The sequence below is a fragment of the Nucisporomicrobium flavum genome (genome assembly GCF_016464385.1).
GTDB lineage: Bacteria > Actinomycetota > Actinomycetes > Mycobacteriales > Micromonosporaceae > Actinoplanes > Actinoplanes flavus_A.
This window is the reverse complement of sequence record NZ_JADMLH010000019.1, coordinates 56,598-72,860: the sequence shown is the minus strand read 5'-3', so window position 1 is coordinate 72,860 and position 16,263 is coordinate 56,598. Positions and strand designations below refer to the sequence as shown.

The 16,263-nt window shown below is 72.1% G+C and carries 14 protein-coding genes; 7 read left to right on the top strand and 7 right to left on the bottom strand.

The features are described 5' to 3' along the window. The first annotated feature begins 33 nt into the window (after positions 1-33). The gene (gene thiC / locus IT780_RS33305; RefSeq protein WP_199515812.1) at positions 34-1,617 is read left to right on the top strand and encodes a phosphomethylpyrimidine synthase ThiC; all 1,584 of its coding nucleotides are present in this window, start codon (positions 34-36) and stop codon (positions 1,615-1,617) included. A gap of 122 nt (positions 1,618-1,739) precedes the next feature. On the opposite strand, the gene IT780_RS33300 is transcribed toward thiC, so the two are convergent. From IT780_RS33300 to IT780_RS33280, 5 genes are all read right to left on the bottom strand, one after another. Further along, complete coding sequence (locus IT780_RS33300) at positions 1,740-2,186, bottom strand: ribonuclease domain-containing protein (protein WP_199515811.1); 447 nt, start codon at positions 2,184-2,186, stop codon at positions 1,740-1,742. A gap of 387 nt (positions 2,187-2,573) precedes the next feature. Then, a complete protein-coding gene (locus tag IT780_RS33295; protein ID WP_199515810.1) occupies positions 2,574-4,418 on the bottom strand; it encodes a hypothetical protein in 1,845 nt (614 codons plus the stop codon). Between the two features lie 75 nt (positions 4,419-4,493). After that, positions 4,494-4,796: a cupin domain-containing protein gene (locus IT780_RS33290; protein ID WP_199515809.1), complete on the bottom strand. Its 303-nt coding sequence runs from the start codon at positions 4,794-4,796 to the stop codon at positions 4,494-4,496. Further along, positions 4,793-5,734, bottom strand: coding sequence for an LLM class F420-dependent oxidoreductase (locus tag IT780_RS33285; protein WP_199515808.1), 942 nt, complete (start codon positions 5,732-5,734; stop codon positions 4,793-4,795). The genes IT780_RS33290 and IT780_RS33285 overlap by 4 nt, the downstream gene beginning before the upstream one ends. 9 nt (positions 5,735-5,743) lie before the next feature. Beyond that, a complete protein-coding gene (locus IT780_RS33280) occupies positions 5,744-6,493 on the bottom strand; it encodes an ABC transporter ATP-binding protein (RefSeq protein ID WP_199515807.1) in 750 nt (249 codons plus the stop codon). A 222-nt stretch (positions 6,494-6,715) separates the two neighbouring features. Here IT780_RS33280 and IT780_RS33275 point away from each other — a divergent pair, with 222 nt between their 5' ends. Both IT780_RS33275 and IT780_RS33270 read left to right on the top strand, forming a co-directional pair. Continuing rightward, complete coding sequence (locus IT780_RS33275; RefSeq protein ID WP_199515806.1) at positions 6,716-7,831, top strand: ABC transporter substrate-binding protein; 1,116 nt, start codon at positions 6,716-6,718, stop codon at positions 7,829-7,831. Continuing rightward, the gene (locus IT780_RS33270) at positions 7,828-8,652 is read left to right on the top strand and encodes an ABC transporter permease (protein WP_199515805.1); all 825 of its coding nucleotides are present in this window, start codon (positions 7,828-7,830) and stop codon (positions 8,650-8,652) included. Before IT780_RS33275 ends, IT780_RS33270 begins: the two co-directional genes overlap by 4 nt. Positions 8,653-8,716: 64 nt before the next feature. Here IT780_RS33270 and IT780_RS33265 read toward each other — a convergent pair whose 3' ends face one another. Beyond that, the gene (locus tag IT780_RS33265; RefSeq protein WP_307831509.1) at positions 8,717-9,877 is read right to left on the bottom strand and encodes an ABC transporter substrate-binding protein; all 1,161 of its coding nucleotides are present in this window, start codon (positions 9,875-9,877) and stop codon (positions 8,717-8,719) included. 596 nt (positions 9,878-10,473) lie between these two features. On the opposite strand from IT780_RS33265, the gene IT780_RS33260 reads away from it, so the two are divergent. Genes IT780_RS33260 through IT780_RS33245 form a run of 4 tightly spaced genes read left to right on the top strand, consistent with a single transcriptional unit; the run spans position 10,474 to position 15,030 of the window. Beyond that, positions 10,474-13,605 (top strand): sensor histidine kinase, encoded by a 3,132-nt coding sequence (locus IT780_RS33260; RefSeq protein ID WP_233413932.1) that lies wholly within the window; start codon positions 10,474-10,476, stop codon positions 13,603-13,605. Next, a complete protein-coding gene (locus tag IT780_RS33255) occupies positions 13,602-14,015 on the top strand; it encodes a roadblock/LC7 domain-containing protein (RefSeq protein ID WP_199515804.1) in 414 nt (137 codons plus the stop codon). Before IT780_RS33260 ends, IT780_RS33255 begins: the two co-directional genes overlap by 4 nt. A 51-nt stretch (positions 14,016-14,066) precedes the next feature. Further along, positions 14,067-14,429, top strand: a complete 363-nt coding sequence (locus IT780_RS33250) for a DUF742 domain-containing protein (RefSeq protein ID WP_199515803.1) — start codon at positions 14,067-14,069, stop codon at positions 14,427-14,429. Continuing rightward, positions 14,410-15,030: a GTP-binding protein gene (locus IT780_RS33245; protein ID WP_199515802.1), complete on the top strand. Its 621-nt coding sequence runs from the start codon at positions 14,410-14,412 to the stop codon at positions 15,028-15,030. Before IT780_RS33250 ends, IT780_RS33245 begins: the two co-directional genes overlap by 20 nt. A gap of 39 nt (positions 15,031-15,069) precedes the next feature. Here IT780_RS33245 and IT780_RS33240 read toward each other — a convergent pair whose 3' ends face one another. Then, the gene (locus IT780_RS33240) at positions 15,070-16,215 is read right to left on the bottom strand and encodes a uroporphyrinogen-III synthase (RefSeq protein ID WP_199515801.1); all 1,146 of its coding nucleotides are present in this window, start codon (positions 16,213-16,215) and stop codon (positions 15,070-15,072) included. Positions 16,216-16,263: the final 48 nt, after the last annotated feature.

Below are 16,263 nucleotides of genomic sequence, written 5' to 3'. Positions count from 1 at the left end.
TCATGCCCGGTTCATCACGATTGGGGAGGAAACATGAGGCGCAAGGTGTACGTCGAGGGCTCCCGTCCGGACCTGCGGGTGCCGTTCGCCGAGGTCGAGCTGACCGGGGACAACCCGCCCGTCCGGCTCTACGACACGTCCGGTCCCGGCAGCGATCCGGAGGTAGGGCTGCCGCCGCTGCGCGGGCCGTGGATCGCCGCCCGGGGTGATGTCGCGCCGGTCGCCGGTGGGGGCACGCCGCTCGCCGGGGATCGTCCGACCCAGCTCGCGTACGCGCGGGCCGGGATCATCACCGACGAGATGGAGTTCGTGGCGATCCGCGAGGGCGTCGACGCGTCCGTCGTGCGCGACGAGATCGCCGCCGGCCGGGCCGTGCTGCCGGCCAACGTCAACCACCCCGAGACCGAGCCGATGATCATCGGTTCGCGCTTCCTGGTGAAGGTCAACGCCAACATCGGTACGTCCGCGGTCACGTCCTCGATCGCCGAGGAGGTCGACAAGCTGACCTGGGCCACCCGCTGGGGTGCGGACACCGTCATGGACCTGTCCACCGGCAAGCGCATCCACGAGACGCGCGAGGCGATCATCCGGAACTCGGCCGTCCCGATCGGTACGGTCCCGATCTACCAGGCGCTGGAGAAGGTCGACGGGGACCCGGTGAAGCTGTCCTGGGAGGTCTTCCGCGAGACGGTGATCGAGCAGGCCGAGCAGGGTGTCGACTACATGACCGTGCACGCGGGGGTGCTGCTGCCGTACGTGCCGCTCGCGGTCAACCGGGTCACCGGCATCGTGTCGCGCGGCGGCTCGATCATGGCGGCCTGGTGCCTCGCGCACCACCGGGAGAACTTCCTCTACGAGAACTTCGCCGAGCTCTGCGAGATCCTCGCCCGGTACGACGTGACGTTCTCGCTGGGCGACGGCCTGCGCCCCGGGTCCATCGCGGACGCCAACGACGAAGCGCAGTTCGCCGAGCTGCGCACGCTGGGCGAGCTCACGCACGTCGCGTGGGAGCACGGCGTGCAGGTGATGATCGAAGGGCCGGGGCACGTGCCCATGCACAAGATCAAGGAGAACGTCGACCTGCAGCAGGAGCTGTGCTCGGGGGCGCCGTTCTACACGCTCGGGCCGCTGACCACCGACATCGCGCCGGCGTACGACCACATCACCTCGGCCATCGGCGCCGCGATGATCGGCATGTTCGGCACCGCGATGCTCTGCTACGTCACGCCCAAGGAACACCTCGGGCTGCCGGACCGGGACGACGTGAAGGCGGGGGTGATCGCGTACAAGATCGCTGCGCACGCCGCGGACCTGGCCAAGGGGCATCCGGGGGCGCAGGCCTGGGACGACGCGCTGTCCAAGGCACGGTTCGAGTTCCGCTGGGAGGACCAGTTCAACCTGGCGCTGGACCCGGAGACGGCGCGGGCGTACCACGACGCGACGCTGCCCGCCGCGCCCGCCAAGACGGCGCACTTCTGCTCGATGTGCGGGCCGAAGTTCTGCTCGATGAAGATCACCCAGGAGCTGAAGGAGTACGCGGCGCAGGGGATGAAGGACAAGAGCGACGAGTTCCTGAACTCGGGTGGTCGGGTGTACCTGCCGGTCACGACTGCTTGACGGGGGCCGGCCGGCCGTTCGTCTGCCGGCCGGGCCCGTCCTGGCTTCGTGCCGCCGGGCTTTCCTGTCGCCCGGCTGCTTGCCGCCCGGCTGCTTCGGCGGCCGGGCGGCGAGCCGGGTTCCTAGAGTTTGTAGAAGTTGACGTAGTGGTCGGGGGTGAACCAGGTCTCCTTCGTGGACCGGTTCACCACGATCCGGTACGCGTCCCGCGCCGCGCCACGTGAGCGGGGGTACACGTCGTACTCGTTGTAGGTGGCGTTCGTCGGCAACTGGCGTTCGCGGTTCTGGAACGTGCCGCCGGTGTAGTTGTACTGGCCGTACGGCCACGTGTACCAGCCGGCGCTCGTCGGCCAGCCGAGCTGACTCCAGCCCGACCGGGCGGTACGCGCGTCGGTGCAGCGCGCCATCGTGCAGCTGGAATAGACCGACGCCTCGGCGGCGGCGGTGTGCTCCGGCGCGACCACGGCGGGGGCGACGAGCGTGCCGCCGGTGAGCGCGAAGACGATCGCCACCGCCGAGAGCAGGCGGCGCAGGCGGGACGGGCGGGGTACCGGGGTGTCAGCGGACATGCGGACTCCGTAGCGTCGGGGCCCGTCGTGCCGGGCCGTGCGCTCATCCTCCGGCGGGTGAGGGCGCGGCGGTACATCCGCTACGGATCATTCCATCGGCGTTCGGCTATGCGTTGGGGGGCGCTTGCTGGGGATTCGCTTGAGAATCCGCTCGGCGCGGTGGCCGCCCGGGACAGGGTCCGCGTGCGAGGGGCCGGCAGGTGGGCAGCGCGTGCGAGGGGCCGGCAGGTGGGCAGCGCGTGCGAGGGGCCGGCAGGTGGGCAGCGCGTGCGAAGGCCGGAGGGTGGGCAGCTGGAAGCGGTGCCGCACGCCGCTTGGGCCCGCCTGGCACATCCTCGCCTGCACCGCCGGCGCCCTGGTTCGACGGCGCCGGCCTGGGGCGGGGGCTCAGCCGCCGAGGCCGCTCACCCAGTCGACGTAGTCCTCGTCCTTGCGCCGGCGCAGGCCGAAGCGACCGCGGCCGCTTCCCGCCGCCGGGCCTTCCGCGGCAGGGCCTTGCGGAGCCGTGCCTTGCGGGGCCGGTGCCTGCTGCGGGACGTCGGCGTGCTTCGGCGCCGGGGTGACGGACAGCGGCGGGGTGACCGGCTGGGGTTGGGGGAGCGGCGCGCTGACCATGGTGGGTTCCGGGGTGAGCGGCTCGGCGGCTCGGCCCCGGGCGAACGGGCGCAGGCTGCGGCCCAGCCGGCCGGGGACCGAGCGGGGCTGTTCCGCCGTCGGTGACTGGAGGGCCTCCGGGGGGATGGGGCGGGTCGCGGGCTCCGGCACGTACGGCTTCGGCGCTGGCGACTGCGTGTCTGGCCGGGCGTGGCTGCCGGTGGCCGGGCGGTGGGGGGCCGCCTGTGAAGCGCTGCCGGCGCCTGGGTTGTCCTTGGCGCGGGCGAAGGCGTCGAAGGGGGCCGGGTCCGGGGAGGCGTACTCGCCGAGGGGGACGCTGCGGCCGGTCGCCGTGGGGGCGGCCGGGCGGCGGGTCGGGAACTCGCCGGTACGGCCGGTGAAGGCGTCGGCCACGCTGGAGCGGCGGGCTTTGGGGCGTTTCGGTTCCGGCGTACCCGTGGTGTCGAAGACCGCCGTGTCCGATGTGCGCAGCTGGGGGTCGGTCTTGGGCTCGGCCGTCGGGCGAGACGGCGCTCCCGCAGGCGGGCGGGTCGGCGCTGCCGCCGGTGAGGAAGCCGGAGGCCGGGCCGGCGCGGAGGCCGGCGCGGCGGACGGGGAGGGGGCCGGTGCCGCTGAGGGAGTCGCTGCCGGGGTGGCGGATGCCGGGGTGGCGGGCGGCGGCGGAGTGGGGGCGGCCGCTGCGGCGATCGCAGATGCCGGCTGTTCGACGCGTTTGGGCAGCGGCGGGCGGTCCTCGGTGGGGGCGTCCTCCGGGTCGTCCGGGGCGGGGGAGCGGCGCAGGACCGCCGCCAGGACCGAGCCGAGGACTCCCGCTCCGGTCGCCGTCATGGCTGCCCAGTACGGCACGACCTGGTAGCGGGCGTCGCCCGAGCCGGGGCCCGCGATCAGGTAGGCGATCGTGAGCAGGGCCGGGCCGGGCATGCCGGCCAGCGCGATGGTCAGCGTCGGCAGGTCGCGGCGGCGGGCCGCCCAGCCGAGGATCGCGCCGAGGAGGAGGGCCAGGGCCGGCATGGTGGCCAGGGCCGTCCGCTGGGTCACCGCGGGGGCCAGGAAGCCGGCGTCGAAGACTCCCAGGCGTACGGCGGGCAGCGCCTCACCCGGTGCCAGCGACGGGGACACCGACACCAGCGCCACCGTCCAGATCGCGGCGCCCGTGGCGATCAGGCTCCATCGGGCCACCACCTGTGCGACGGCGCCCCAGGCGGCGAAGATGCCGATCAGCGCGCCCAGGCCCGCGCAGATGGCGATGACCACGACCGGGTTCACTCCGGCCACCTGTGCGGTGCGGGCCGGCTGCATGGTGAGCGGGACGACGACTGCCGCTCCGATGGCCGCGGCGAACGCCAGCGCGATCTCGGTGCCCACCCCGGCCCGGAAGCCCGGGGACCAGCGGCGCAGCAGGTGCGCGCCGGCGAGTGCGCCGGCGACCGCGGCCACCATGGGGATCCAGGCGGCCCAGGCCAGTTGCGCGGTCCACTGATCACGCGCCGTCACGTCCAGGACGCGGGTCAGGCGCACGATGCCGAGGCCGTACGCCAGCCCCAGCTGGCTCGCCCCCGCCAGCGCGCCCACGCCGAGAGTGGCGAACAACAGCTTGGCCCACGTCCGAAATGCCATGGCGGGCACGTTACGGAATGGTCCGGGCCGCCCGCCAGTCGGAAGGCCGCTTCTTAAGGCTTGCCAAAATTCCGGTTAGGCGGACTTCAGCTCGACGATCCGGCCGATATACACAGTGTCACCGTCGTTGGTCAGCATGTGAGTCTGGCCGGGCTCCCGGAAGACGATGCTGCCGGTCTCCTCGACCACGTCGATCCGGTCGCCGTCCGCGGTGTGGATGACGTTCTTCGCGCCCTGGACGGCGACCACGACGTACGGCAGCCCGTGGTGGTGCAGCGGCTGCGACTCGCCGGGCTGCAGCGAGATGTGCCAGACGCGCACCTTGTCGTTCTCGAGCAGGATCTCCTGCCCGACGGGTCCCAGCTCCTGGTCGGTCACAGCGCTCCTACCTGTGGCAGGACCCGGTCGGCGATCAGGTCCAGGTGGTCGAGGTCGGACATGTCGATGATCCGCAGGTGCACCCGGGTGGCGCCGGCCTGCGCCATCTCGCCGATGCGCTGCACGAGCGCGTCGGGGGAACCCTCCACCGGGTCCTCCGGCGGCAGGGCGCTCGGCACGTGCAGGGGCGCGGCGCGGCGGCGGGCTTCCTCGTCGGTGCGGCCCAGGGCCACCACGATGCCCGCGGACAGCGTCAGGGGACGGTCGGCGGGGCGCGCGTACGTCTCGCAGGCCCGGCGTACCCGATCGAAGGCTTCCGTCGTCTCGGCGACCGACTTGAACGGCATGTTGAACTCGTCCGCGAAGCGGGCGGCCAGCTCCGGCGTCCGCTTCGGTCCCCGGCCGCCCACGATCACCGGTGGGCCGGGGCGCTGCACCGGCTTGGGCAGCGCGGGCGCGTCGAGCAGGCGGTAGTGCTTGCCGTCGAACGAGAACGTCGCGCCGTCCGGCGTGGCCCACAGCCCGGTCACGATCGCGAGCTGCTCGGCCAGCCGGTCGAAGCGCTCGCCCAGCGGCGGGAACGGGATGCCGTACGAGGTGTGTTCGCGCTCCAGCCAGCCCGCGCCCATGCCCAGCTCGATCCGGCCGCCGCTCATCGCGTCGACCTGCGCCACCATGATGGCCAGCGGGCCGGGGAGCCGGAACGTGGCCGAGTTGACCAGCGTCCCGAGCCGGATGCGGGACGTCTCGCGGGCGAGGCCGGCCAGGGTGAGCCAGGCGTCGGTGGGGCCGGGCAGGCCCGGGTCCGCACCCATCGACTGGTAGTGGTCGGCTCGGAAGTAGCCCTCGAAACCGGCGTCCTCCGCGTGCCGCGCCAGCCGGAGCTGGTCGTCGTACGTGGCGCCGCGGTGCGGCTCGGTGAACAGGCTGACGCGCATGCGGGTGTCCTAAGCCATGAGCAGTTCGTGCAGTTCGGCGCTGCACCGGGCGACGTCCTCGAGGTGCGCGCCGCGGCCCAGCGTGCGGGGCCGCGGGATCTTGACTTCGAGCACCTCGCGGATCCGGCCCGGGCGCGGGCTGAGCACCACGACCCGGTCGGCCAGCAGCACCGCCTCGTCGATCGAATGGGTGACGAAGACGATGGTCGTGTTCAGCTCCATGTGCACACGCTGCAGCTCGCCGGACAGCTCCTCGCGGGTCAGGGCGTCCAGCGCGGAGAACGGCTCGTCCATGAGCATCACGCGCGGGTTGGCGATCAGCGAGCGGCACAGCGCGACCCGCTGCTGCATGCCGCCGGAGAGCTCGTGCGGGAGCCGCTTCTCGAAACCGGACAGGCCCGTCATCGCCAGCAGCTCGTGCGCGCGCTCGCGGTGGGCCGCCTTGCGCCAGCCGAAGATCTGCACCGGCAGCAGCACGTTGTCGAGGACGGTCCGCCACGGGAGCAGCGCCGGTTTCTGGAACATCATCGCGATGTCACGCCGCGGCTTCGTCACCCGGTCGCCTGAAACCCGTACCTCGCCCGAGGTCGCCGGGAGCAGCCCGGCGATCATGCGCAGCAAAGTGGACTTTCCGCAGCCAGAGCGGCCGAGCACCGCGACGAACTCACCCTCGGCGACGTCCAGTTCGATCTCCCGGAGCGCTTCCACGGTGCCGGAACGTCCCGCGAACGTCCGGGAAACGCCGCTGAGCCGGATCATCTGCGTGTGCTCCCGATGGAGTCGGATCGATGCGCCGCCCACTGTAGCCGTCCGAGCGACCAGCCTGTCCACAAGGGTTTCTGAGACATACCTGTCATCGATGATCAGCTTCAGGTCCCCTACGCTTACGCGGCGAGTTCACCACAACACCACGCGGCGTCACGGCACCCTCCGCCGGCGGCGCCGACCGCCTCAACACCCCCTCGGTTGGGAAGGAATCCGGTGCACAGAAGGACATTCACCCGTACGCTCGTGGCCGCCGCGCTGGCCACGACGCTCGCCGCCGCAGCCGGTTGCAGCGACGACGCGGACGACAAGAGCGCTTCCGGCGGTTCGCAGACGCTGGAGAAGGTCACCTATCTGACGTCGTTCGGCAACTTCGGCCGCGACAGTTACGCATACGTGGCGAAGGAGAAGGGCTACTTCAAGGACGCCGGCTTCGACGTCGAGATCAAGCCCGGCAACGGTTCCGGCGAGAACGTGAAGTCGATCGTCGGCGGCCAGGCCCAGTTCACGCCGATCGACCTCACCGGCGGCCTGCTCGCCGCGGGTGGCGCCGGCGGCGCGCCCAAGCTGACCGGCTTCACCGCGGTCGCGGCGGTCCAGCAGCGCACGATGGCGGCGATCATGTCGCTGGAGGGCTACGGGATCAGCGCGCCCAAGGACCTGGAGGGCAAGACCCTCGCGGACACCCCCGGCTCCGTCGTGCGGAACCTGTTCCCCACGTACGCGAAGCTGGCCAACGTGGACGCGACCAAGGTCAAGTTCCAGAACGGCAACCCGCAGACGCTCTTCGGCACGCTGGCGCAGCACCAGGTGGACGGCATCGGGCAGTTCGTGGTCGGTAAGCCCACCATCGAGAACATCGCCAAGGGCAAGACCGCGGTGCTGCTGCCGTACAGCGACTACCTGCAGGACCTCTACGGCAACGTGCTGATCACCTCCAGCCAGTACGCCAAGGACAACCCGGAGAAGGTGAAGAAGTTCACCGGCGCCCTGCTCAAGGGTCTGCAGGACTCGATCACCAACCCGGAGGAGGCCGGCACCATCCTCAAGAAGTACGTCGCGACGGCCGACCCCAAGTCCGCCGCGGCCGAGCTGACGCTGATGGCGCCGTTCGTGCGCTCCGAGGCCTCCGGCGTGCCCGTCGGCGCGCTGGACAACCAGCGGGTCGCGCGCAGCATCGCGATCCTGCAGGGCTCCGGTCAGATCCCGGCCGGGCTCACCCCCGAGCTGGACAACTCGTTCGCCCTCTTGCCTCACGCCTTATCCGGCTGCCGTCGCGGGGCGCCCGGCCGGGTGCCCCGCGACGCCTTGCGAGGAAACGATGAGACATGACTGACCTGGCGACCGCTTCCGCCCCGGCGGCGGCGGATCCGGCGGGACCGGCGCCGCGGCGTACCGTCTCGGCCGTGCTGTGGCCGCTCCTCGGCCTCGTGGTGGCGATCGCCGCCTGGTGGATCGTCACCGTCGCCTTCGACATGAACGTGGTGGTGCTGCCCGCGCCGCCCGAGGTGCTCGACGGCTTCAACCGCTACCGCCAGGTCCTGCTGACCGAGGCCTGGCACACGACGTACTCGACGGTCCTCGGCTTCGCCCTGTCCGTGCTGGTGGGCGCGCTGATCGGCCTGGCGATCGCGGCGTGGCGGCCGGTCGAGCGGATGTTCTCGCCGCTGCTGGTCGCCTTCAACGCCGTGCCGAAGGTGGCGCTCGCGCCGCTCATGCTGATCTGGTTCGGGTACGGGCAGACCCCGATCCTCGCGATGGCGTTCATGGTCTGCTTCTTCCCGATCGTGCTGTCCACGGCGACCGGGCTGACCAGCACCCCGGCGGATCTCGCGGAGCTGGTCCGGTCGATGGACGCCTCGCGGCTGCAGACGTTCCTGCGGGTGCGGCTGCCCGCCGCGCTGCCGCAGATCTTCGTCGGCCTCAAGGTCGGGATGCCGCTCGCGGTGATCGGCGTCGTGGTCGGCGAGATGCAGTACGGCGAGACCGGCCTCGGCATGATCATCGTGCAGACCAGCGGCCAGGGTGACACCGCGACGGCGTTCGCCGCGATCACTCTCCTGGCCGTGATCAGTATCGTGCTGTACTACGTGCTCGTGCTGGTGGAGCGGCTCGCGCTCCCGTGGGTGCGGGCGACGACCTCGGCGCGCTGACCCGCGTACCCGAAAAGGCGCCGGTCCCGCACGGACCGGCGCCTTTCGTGTCTGCGACGGAGCCTCAGCTGAGCAGACGCCAGCGACCGCTGCGGGCGACCAGGAGCGTGAGCGCCTGCGGCATCAGGCCGGAGTGGTTGTCGGGCGTCAGGCGGATCGGGCCGGAGAGGCCGTCGGTCTGCGAGGTCTCCAGGATGTCGCGGATCCGCTGCCGGTTCGTGCCGGCCTTGGCCACGGCGTCGGCGATGAGCGAGATCGCGTCGGCGCCGAACGACGCGGCGCCCGAGTAGCTGCCATAGCGCGAGGTGTAGTCGCGGAACCACTGCTTGCGGGCGGCCTTGGCCGGCGTCGTGGCGATCACGTCGTCGATCGCGAGGATCTGGGTGAACACCATCGTCGTGTTGTTCGTCGCCGCGGCGGCCTCCTGCGGGAGGAACAGGTCCCCCGCGGCGGCCGCGTCGAAGTACACCCGGCCCTTGTACTTGGCCACCTTGGCGCTGGTGGCGGCGAGCGTCGCCTGGTCCGCACCGGTCCAGACCACCAGCGCGTCCGGCTCGGTGTCGGTCAGCGTGCCCACCGTCTGGGTGACGTCCGTGGCGGTCGGCTTCACCGGCAGCTGGTTCGTCACCTCGATGTTCGCCTTGGCGAGGTCCTTGACCATGTGGCTGCGGCCGCCCTTGCCGTACAGGTCGTCGGAGTAGAGCAGTGCCACCGACTTGGTGTTCGTACGCACGAGCTCCGCGGTGAGCGCCGCCGCGCTGTCGGCTGCGTTCGGGCCGAGCTTGAACAGGTAGCGCCGGCTCTCCACCGGCGTGCTGATCTCGTCGGCGGGCGCGAGCGCGATGGTCGGCACCCGCTTGTCGTTGATCGTCTTCGCTGCGGCCACTGCGCACTCGCTGCAGACACCGGAGACGATCGCGGCCACCGACGCGTCGTCGCCCATGGTGCTGATGTTGCGCAGCGAGGACGTGGGGTCGGCTTTGTTGTCCTGGATGCGCAGGACGAGGTTGTAGTTGCCGAGCTGTCCGGACGCGTTCACCTGCTCGACGCGCAACTGCAGGGCGCGGGCGTACGCGGCGTCCACGGCGGAGCCGGAGGCCAGGTCGGCGCCGATCACGACGTCGGTCTTGCCGCTCGCCTCGCTGTCGGAGTCGCAGGCCGCGAGGGCGGTGACGACGAGCGCCGATGCGGCGACGGACGCCGTCAGGCGACGGGGGAGCCTCACTGGGGGTGCCTCCTCGAGGGCGGTGCCGGGACATGAGGTGTCCCGCAGAACGCAACGTTGTCCGGAGTGGACCGCGTGAACACGGACAGTCCGTCCGTCCAATCGCGCCAAACCTTGCCAACGTGAAGAGTCGTGGTCAAGCCGTGCCCTCGACAGGGGCGCGGGACAGGCATCCCACATAGTGGTTGGAATCTTGATGGACATGCGTCACTGTGTCGACACAGACCGTCGTTACGGTTACATTCGCCCACGTCAACGCCTACTCACCGTCGATTGTCGACCCCTTCGGGTGATCGCCGGGTGCGCGTGAGCCCTGTTTCCGGGATGTCTCGGGCTTCCCAAAGGGTTGCCGACTCTGATGAAATCGCGGCCGTGCCGCGTGCGGCACCAGCCTTGCCGCAGCCAACGGCTGGGCCCGGGCGCCGGCGATCGGGCGGGCGAAGAGATGCGGGGAAGATCAGCGAGGAGATGTCGTGAGCACCGGTTCTTCGACCCAGGCCTCGACCTATCCCGCGGGCTCCGCCGCCGATCCTGCCGCAGGCAGTGACGACGGCGGCAGGGATGGCGGCGCTGGAACCCGCGAGCGCCGCGGCCGGTTGCCGCGGCTGCGGGACGCCCGCATCCGCTCGAAGCTGGCCATGATCCTCTTCGTGCCGCTGCTGGCCGTGCTCGCCCTGGCCACCGTACGGCTGATCGACGTCGGCGGCCGCGCCCTCGACGCGAGCCAGGTGGAGGACCTGACCCGGCTCTCCACCGACGTGTCGGAGCTGACGCAGTACCTGCACAAGGAGCGGATGGCGGCCGCCGAGTACCTCGCGACCCCCGGCTCGAAGCCGGACGGTTACAACGCCGTCATCGCCCAGAGTGATCAGCGGATCCAGAGGTACACGACGGACCGGCGGGCGCTCGACGAGCCGCCGCCGGCCGTGGAGGACCGGCTCGCCCGGATCGACGACCACCTGCGCACGATGGACGCGACCCGCAAGAAGATCACGGACCGCGACCAGATCGCCGTGTCCGAGGCCGTGCTGCGCTACGGCGTCGTCATCACCGACCTCGTCGGGTACGGCGAGGTGCTCAGCCAGTACGCCGGCGCCGGCAAGGTCGCCGACAGCCTCCGCGCGGTCTCGGCGTTCTCCCGGGCCAAGGCGGGCACGGCGGAGCAGGAAGCGGTCGCGTACGCCGCCCGCATCGCCGGCGACGTCAGCGACGAGCAGCTGTCCGTCTTCACCGCGACGCAGACCAGCCAGCAGGAGGCGCTCGAGGGCTTCGCCCTGGTGGCCACCCCCGAGCAGCAGGCGCTCGTCGAGAACACCGTCACCGGCGACGCGGTGAACCTGGCCGACCAGGTCGCGCTGCGCCTCACCCGGGGCAGCGCGGTGCCGCCGCAGGACATCACCCAGTCGATGGGCTCGGTGGTCGACCTGATGCGCTGGGCCGAGCAACGGCTCGAGAGCCAGGCGTTGCGGCAGGCGAGCGACGAGAGCGCCTCGGTGACCCGGCAGGCCGCCATCGAGGCCGCCCTGGTGCTGCTCACGCTGATCATCGCTGTGGCCCTGGCCGTGCTGCTCGCCCGCTCGCTCAACCTCTCCCTCCGCCGGCTGCGGGAGGGCGCCCTGGCGGTGGCCAACCGCGACCTGCCCGACGCCGTCGCCCGGCTGCGCGACGTCCGCAACCTGGGCGAGGGCGGCGCCGACGACATCGTGCGCCAGGTGCGCGACCCGATCCGGCTCAGCAACCGCGACGAGGTCGGCCAGGTGGCGCAGGCGTTCAACGTGGTCCACCGCGAGGCGGTCCGCATCGCCGCCGAGCAGGCCGCCCTGCGGACCAGCGTCTCGGCGATGTTCCTCAACCTGGCCCGGCGCTCGCAGAGCCTGGTCGACCGGATGATCGGCGAGCTCGACCAGATCGAGCGCGGCGAGGAGGACCCCAAGCGGCTCGCCCAGCTCTTCGAGCTGGACCACCTCGCCACCCGGATGCGCCGCAACGACGAGAACCTGCTGGTCCTCGCCGGCGCCGACTCCAGCGCCCCGCGCCGCGAGGACGCCCTGGTGGTCGACGCGCTGCGCGCCGCTCAGTCCGAGGTCGAGCTGTACAACCGCATCGAGTTCGGCACGGTCGACACCGACATCGCGATCAGCGCCGTCGCCGTCAACGACGTGGTACGCCTCGTCGCCGAGCTGCTCGACAACGCGACCCGCTTCTCGCCGCCGAACACCGTGGTGGTGGCGGACGGCCGCCGGATCCGCGACTACGTGGTGATCCAGGTCGAGGACCGCGGGCTCGGGATGTCCGAGGAACAGATGGACAGCCTGAACCGGCGCCTCGCCGAGACGCCCGACGTCGACGTGGCCGCGTTCCGCCTGATGGGTCTCGCCGTCGTGAGCCGGCTCGCCAACCGGTACGGCATCCGCGTCGAGCTGCGCGCCAACATCGAGGGCGGCACGGTCGCCCAGGTGATCCTGCCGAACCACATCGTGGTGCTGCCGAACAACCGGCCGCTGGACCCGCCCTCGCGCGGCAACCGACAGCTCGAGCCGACGCCCGGCGGCTGGAACGACCCGATGCCGCTGGGCCGGGGCAGCGCGGCGACAGCCACCCTGCCGGCGATCGCGCCCGAGCCGTGGCAGCACCGCTCCGACAGCTTCCCCGCCGCGGACCGGAGCGCTCCGCCGACGATCTCCGCGCCGCCGCGGCAGCCCGACATCCCGAGCCACCCTCAGCTTCCGGTGCAGCCGTCGCAGCGGCCGCAGCAGGGGGACGGCTTCCCGACCCCGAACCGGCCCGCGCTGCCCAAGCGCGGCGCCGACGAGCGTCCGCCGCTGCCCACCCGGGTGACGCAGCCGGTCGACCCGGTGCCGGCGGGGACCTCGGCGTACGACTCGGGGGTGGCCGGCTCGCCGACGATGGCGTACCCGACGATGCAGGGCTCGGCGGCCGACACCCAGGTGTCGCGGCCGGTGACCCCGACGGCACCGCACCGGCCCGTGAGTCCCGAGCCCAACGGCTGGGGCGCCGCGCTCGCCGCGATGCCGCCACCGCCCCCGCCTCCCGCGGCGCAGCAGGAGGAGCGGCCGGAAGCGGCGCCGATCTTCCTGCAGATGCAACAGAGCTGGTTCAAGGGTCACGACGGGCCGATCACGGAGGAGTGGGGCATGCCGACCGCGGGCTACGCGCCGCCGCCGAACCAGTCGTCCCCGGCCGGCACCACGACCACGACCGCCGCACCGCAGACCGCGAGCGCGGCACCCCGGACGACCGCCCCGGCCGCCCGGCCCGTCACGGCTCCGCCCGCCCCGGTGTCGCCCGCGGTCCCCGCCGCTCCGGCGTCCCCGGCTCCGGTCGCCGCCGGTTCCGACACGGCGGGGCAGAATGGTTCGCGGCCGGCTGACGCCGGTCCGGACGGCGGTAACCAGTCAGTACCCCGGCCTCGCAGGTCGGCCGAGGACGCCTGGCGCACCGCGGCCGACGAAGGATGGCAGCGGGCGATGGCGGCGGCGGCACCCACCGTCAGCGACACCACCCGCTCCGGGCTGCCCAAGCGGACGCCCCAGGCACAGCTCGTGCCCGGCGGCGTGCAGACCGCTCCCCGAAACCAGAAACGGCGCAGCCCGGATGAGGTGCGCGGGCTCCTCTCCGCGTACCACCGAGGCGTGCAACGAGGGCGTACAGCCGGCAGTGAGGAAGCTGCCGAGGGCGCCCCTGCTCCGAAGGAGAACGGACAGTGACCAGGCCCCCCACCATGCAGGACATGGGCTGGCTGCTCAGCAACTTCGCCGACAGCGTGGCCGGGATCGCGCACGTGGTCGCGGTCTCCGCCGACGGCCTGCTGCTGGCCTCGTCGCGGGATCTGCCCGCGGACCGTGCCGACCAGCTCGCCGCGATCACCTCCGGCGTGGTCAGCCTGACCGACGGCGCCTCCCGCATGTTCAACGCGGGCGCGGTGCAACAGACGATCATCGAGATGGACAGCGGATACCTCTTCCTGATGTCCATCAGCGACGGATCGTCGATGGCCGTCCTGGCCGCCCGCAGCTGTGACGTGGGCCAGGTCGGCTACGAGATGGCGCTGCTCGTCGAGCGGGTCGGCGCCGCCCTGGTGCCGGCGCCGCGTGAGGCCGTCGCCCACCAGGTCTAGCAAGGATCCCGCACGTCCCTACGTCCAGCTCGCGAAGGAGGTGACCGTTCGATGGGACAGCCGCACGACCCCCGCGGCAACCTGGTCCGACCGTATGCGGTCACCCGCGGCCGGACGGAGCCGCGCCGGGACATTCCCATCGAGGCGGTCCTGGTCGCCAGCCAGGCCGCCGTTCAGGAAGCCCGGTTCGCCGGGCACGACAAGTACCGCATAGCCGTGCTGTGCGAGCCACGGGCGCAGTCGCTGGCCGAGATCGCGGCCTACAGCCGGCTCCCGCTGGGTGTCGCCCGGGTACTCGTCGCCGACATGGTCGCCGACGGGATGCTGTCGCTGCACAGCGCCGCTCCCAAGGAAGGGTTCACGGAGCGGATGGATCTGCTGGAAAGGGTGTTGAGTGGACTTCGCAAGCTCTGAGCGGGCGGGGGCGCAACCCAAGGAGATCACCTCCGCGAAGATCGTCGTCGCTGGTGGCTTCGGCGTGGGAAAGACCACGCTCGTGGGCGCGGTCTCCGAGATCGAGCCGCTGACCACCGAGGCCGTGATGACCTCGGCGGGACAGGGCATCGACGACGCGTCCAAGGTGCCGGGCAAGGAGACGACCACGGTGGCGATGGACTTCGGTCGCATCACCATGGCCGACGACCTGATCCTGTACCTGTTCGGTACCCCGGGCCAGACCCGTTTCTGGTTCATGTGGGACGAGCTGATCCGGGGAGCCGTGGGTGCCGCGGTCCTGGTGGACACCCGTCGGATCTCCGACGCCTTCGCGCCGCTCGACTATTTCGAGAACCGTCACCTGCCGTACCTCGTCGCGCTGAACTGCTTCGACGGCGCGCCGCGGTACGAGCCGGAGGAGGTACGCGAGGCGCTGGCCATCGCGCCGCAGGTGCCGCTGATCATGTGCGACGCCCGGAACCGCGACTCCGTCAAGCAGGTGCTGGTCGGCGTCGTCGAGCATGCCATGCGCACGCTGGTGGCCGAGCAGGAACGCGGCTTTCCGACCCCGGTCGGATAGCGGACGTCCGCCCACCTGAGGCCGCCCCCGCGGGCGGGGTCAGGTGGGCAGGCGGTACCCGCGCTTCACCACGGTCTGGATCACGCCCGGGGCGCCCAGGCCGGCCCGGAGCCGCGCCACGGCCATCTCCACCGCGTGCTCGTCCGCGCCGCGCGGGAGCGTCCGCAGCAGCGCCGCCCGGGACAGCACCCGCCCCGGCGCGGCGGCGAGCGCTCGCAGCACCGCCATCGGCGCGGGGGCCAGGGGTTTCAGGTTGCCGTCCACGATCGCCGCGTGGCCCCGCAACGTCAGCGTATGGCCGGCCACCTCGAGGCTCATCGCCCGCTTCGGCAGCTCGTCGACGATGGTGCGTACCAGTGCGCCCAGGCGTGCCCTCGCGGGCGCGACCACCGGAACGTCGTGCCTGCGCAGCGGAGCCGCGGTCACCGGCCCGACGCACGCCGCGAGCACGTGGTGGCGCAGCGCCTCCAGCAGCGGCTCGGTGCTGGGGCCGGCGGCGCGCAGCAGGGCCGCGACGGCGGGTGCCGAGGTGAACGTGACCGCGTCCACGAGCCGGCCCGCGATGAGATCCACCAGGCGATGCAGCGGCGCGGGGTCGATCGGTGGCGCCCAGCGGTACACCGGCACCTCGATCACCCGTGCACCGGCAGCCTGCAGCGCCTCGGTGTACTCCGGCTGGCTCTCGCCGTGCAGCTGCGTCGCCACGGTCAGCCCGGCCAGGCCGCGGGCGGTCAGGTGGTCGACGACCTCCTCGTAGCCCTCACCCTCGGGGGACCACTGGTCCTGCAGGCCTGCGGAGCGGACCGCCGCCCTCGCTTTGGGCCCCCTGGCCACCAGGTAGGCGCCCGAGAGGACCCCCCGCAGCGCCTCCGCCAGCCCCCAGCCCTCGGCGGCCTCCATCCAGCCCCGCATCCCGATGCCGGTGTTGACCAGCACGATGTCGGGTGGCGTCGCCAGACAGTGGCGGGTCGCGGCGCGCAGCTCCGCGTCGTCCGCGATCGGCACGATGCGCAGGGCCGGTGCGATCACGACCCGGGCGCCGCGGTGCTCCAGCAGGCCGGCCAGCTCGTCGCGGCGCCGGTCCGAGGTCACCCCGATCGTGTACCCGGCCAGCGACGCCGTCGGCTCCGTGAGCGCCGACGCCGCGATCACGGATTTGCGCGTGCCCCCCGTGCGTTCCGTCATCCGACGCCCGTGCGCAGGTTGTCGGACGGTTGTTCGAGCCGCGGCGTG

Excerpts from the sequence above, each read along its gene's own strand:
- IT780_RS33295 (WP_199515810.1), bottom strand. The coding sequence starts at position 4,418 with ATGGCATTTCGGACGTGGGCCAAGCTGTTGTTCGCCACTCTCGGCGTG.
- IT780_RS33240 (WP_199515801.1), bottom strand. The coding sequence starts at position 16,215 with ATGACGGAACGCACGGGGGGCACGCGCAAATCCGTGATCGCGGCGTCG.
- IT780_RS33280 (WP_199515807.1), bottom strand. The coding sequence starts at position 6,493 with ATGATCCGGCTCAGCGGCGTTTCCCGGACGTTCGCGGGACGTTCCGGC.
- IT780_RS33285 (WP_199515808.1), bottom strand. The coding sequence starts at position 5,734 with ATGCGCGTCAGCCTGTTCACCGAGCCGCACCGCGGCGCCACGTACGAC.
- IT780_RS33300 (WP_199515811.1), bottom strand. The coding sequence starts at position 2,186 with ATGTCCGCTGACACCCCGGTACCCCGCCCGTCCCGCCTGCGCCGCCTG.
- thiC (WP_199515812.1), top strand. The coding sequence starts at position 34 with ATGAGGCGCAAGGTGTACGTCGAGGGCTCCCGTCCGGACCTGCGGGTG.
- IT780_RS33250 (WP_199515803.1), top strand. The coding sequence starts at position 14,067 with ATGGGACAGCCGCACGACCCCCGCGGCAACCTGGTCCGACCGTATGCG.
- IT780_RS33270 (WP_199515805.1), top strand. The coding sequence starts at position 7,828 with ATGACTGACCTGGCGACCGCTTCCGCCCCGGCGGCGGCGGATCCGGCG.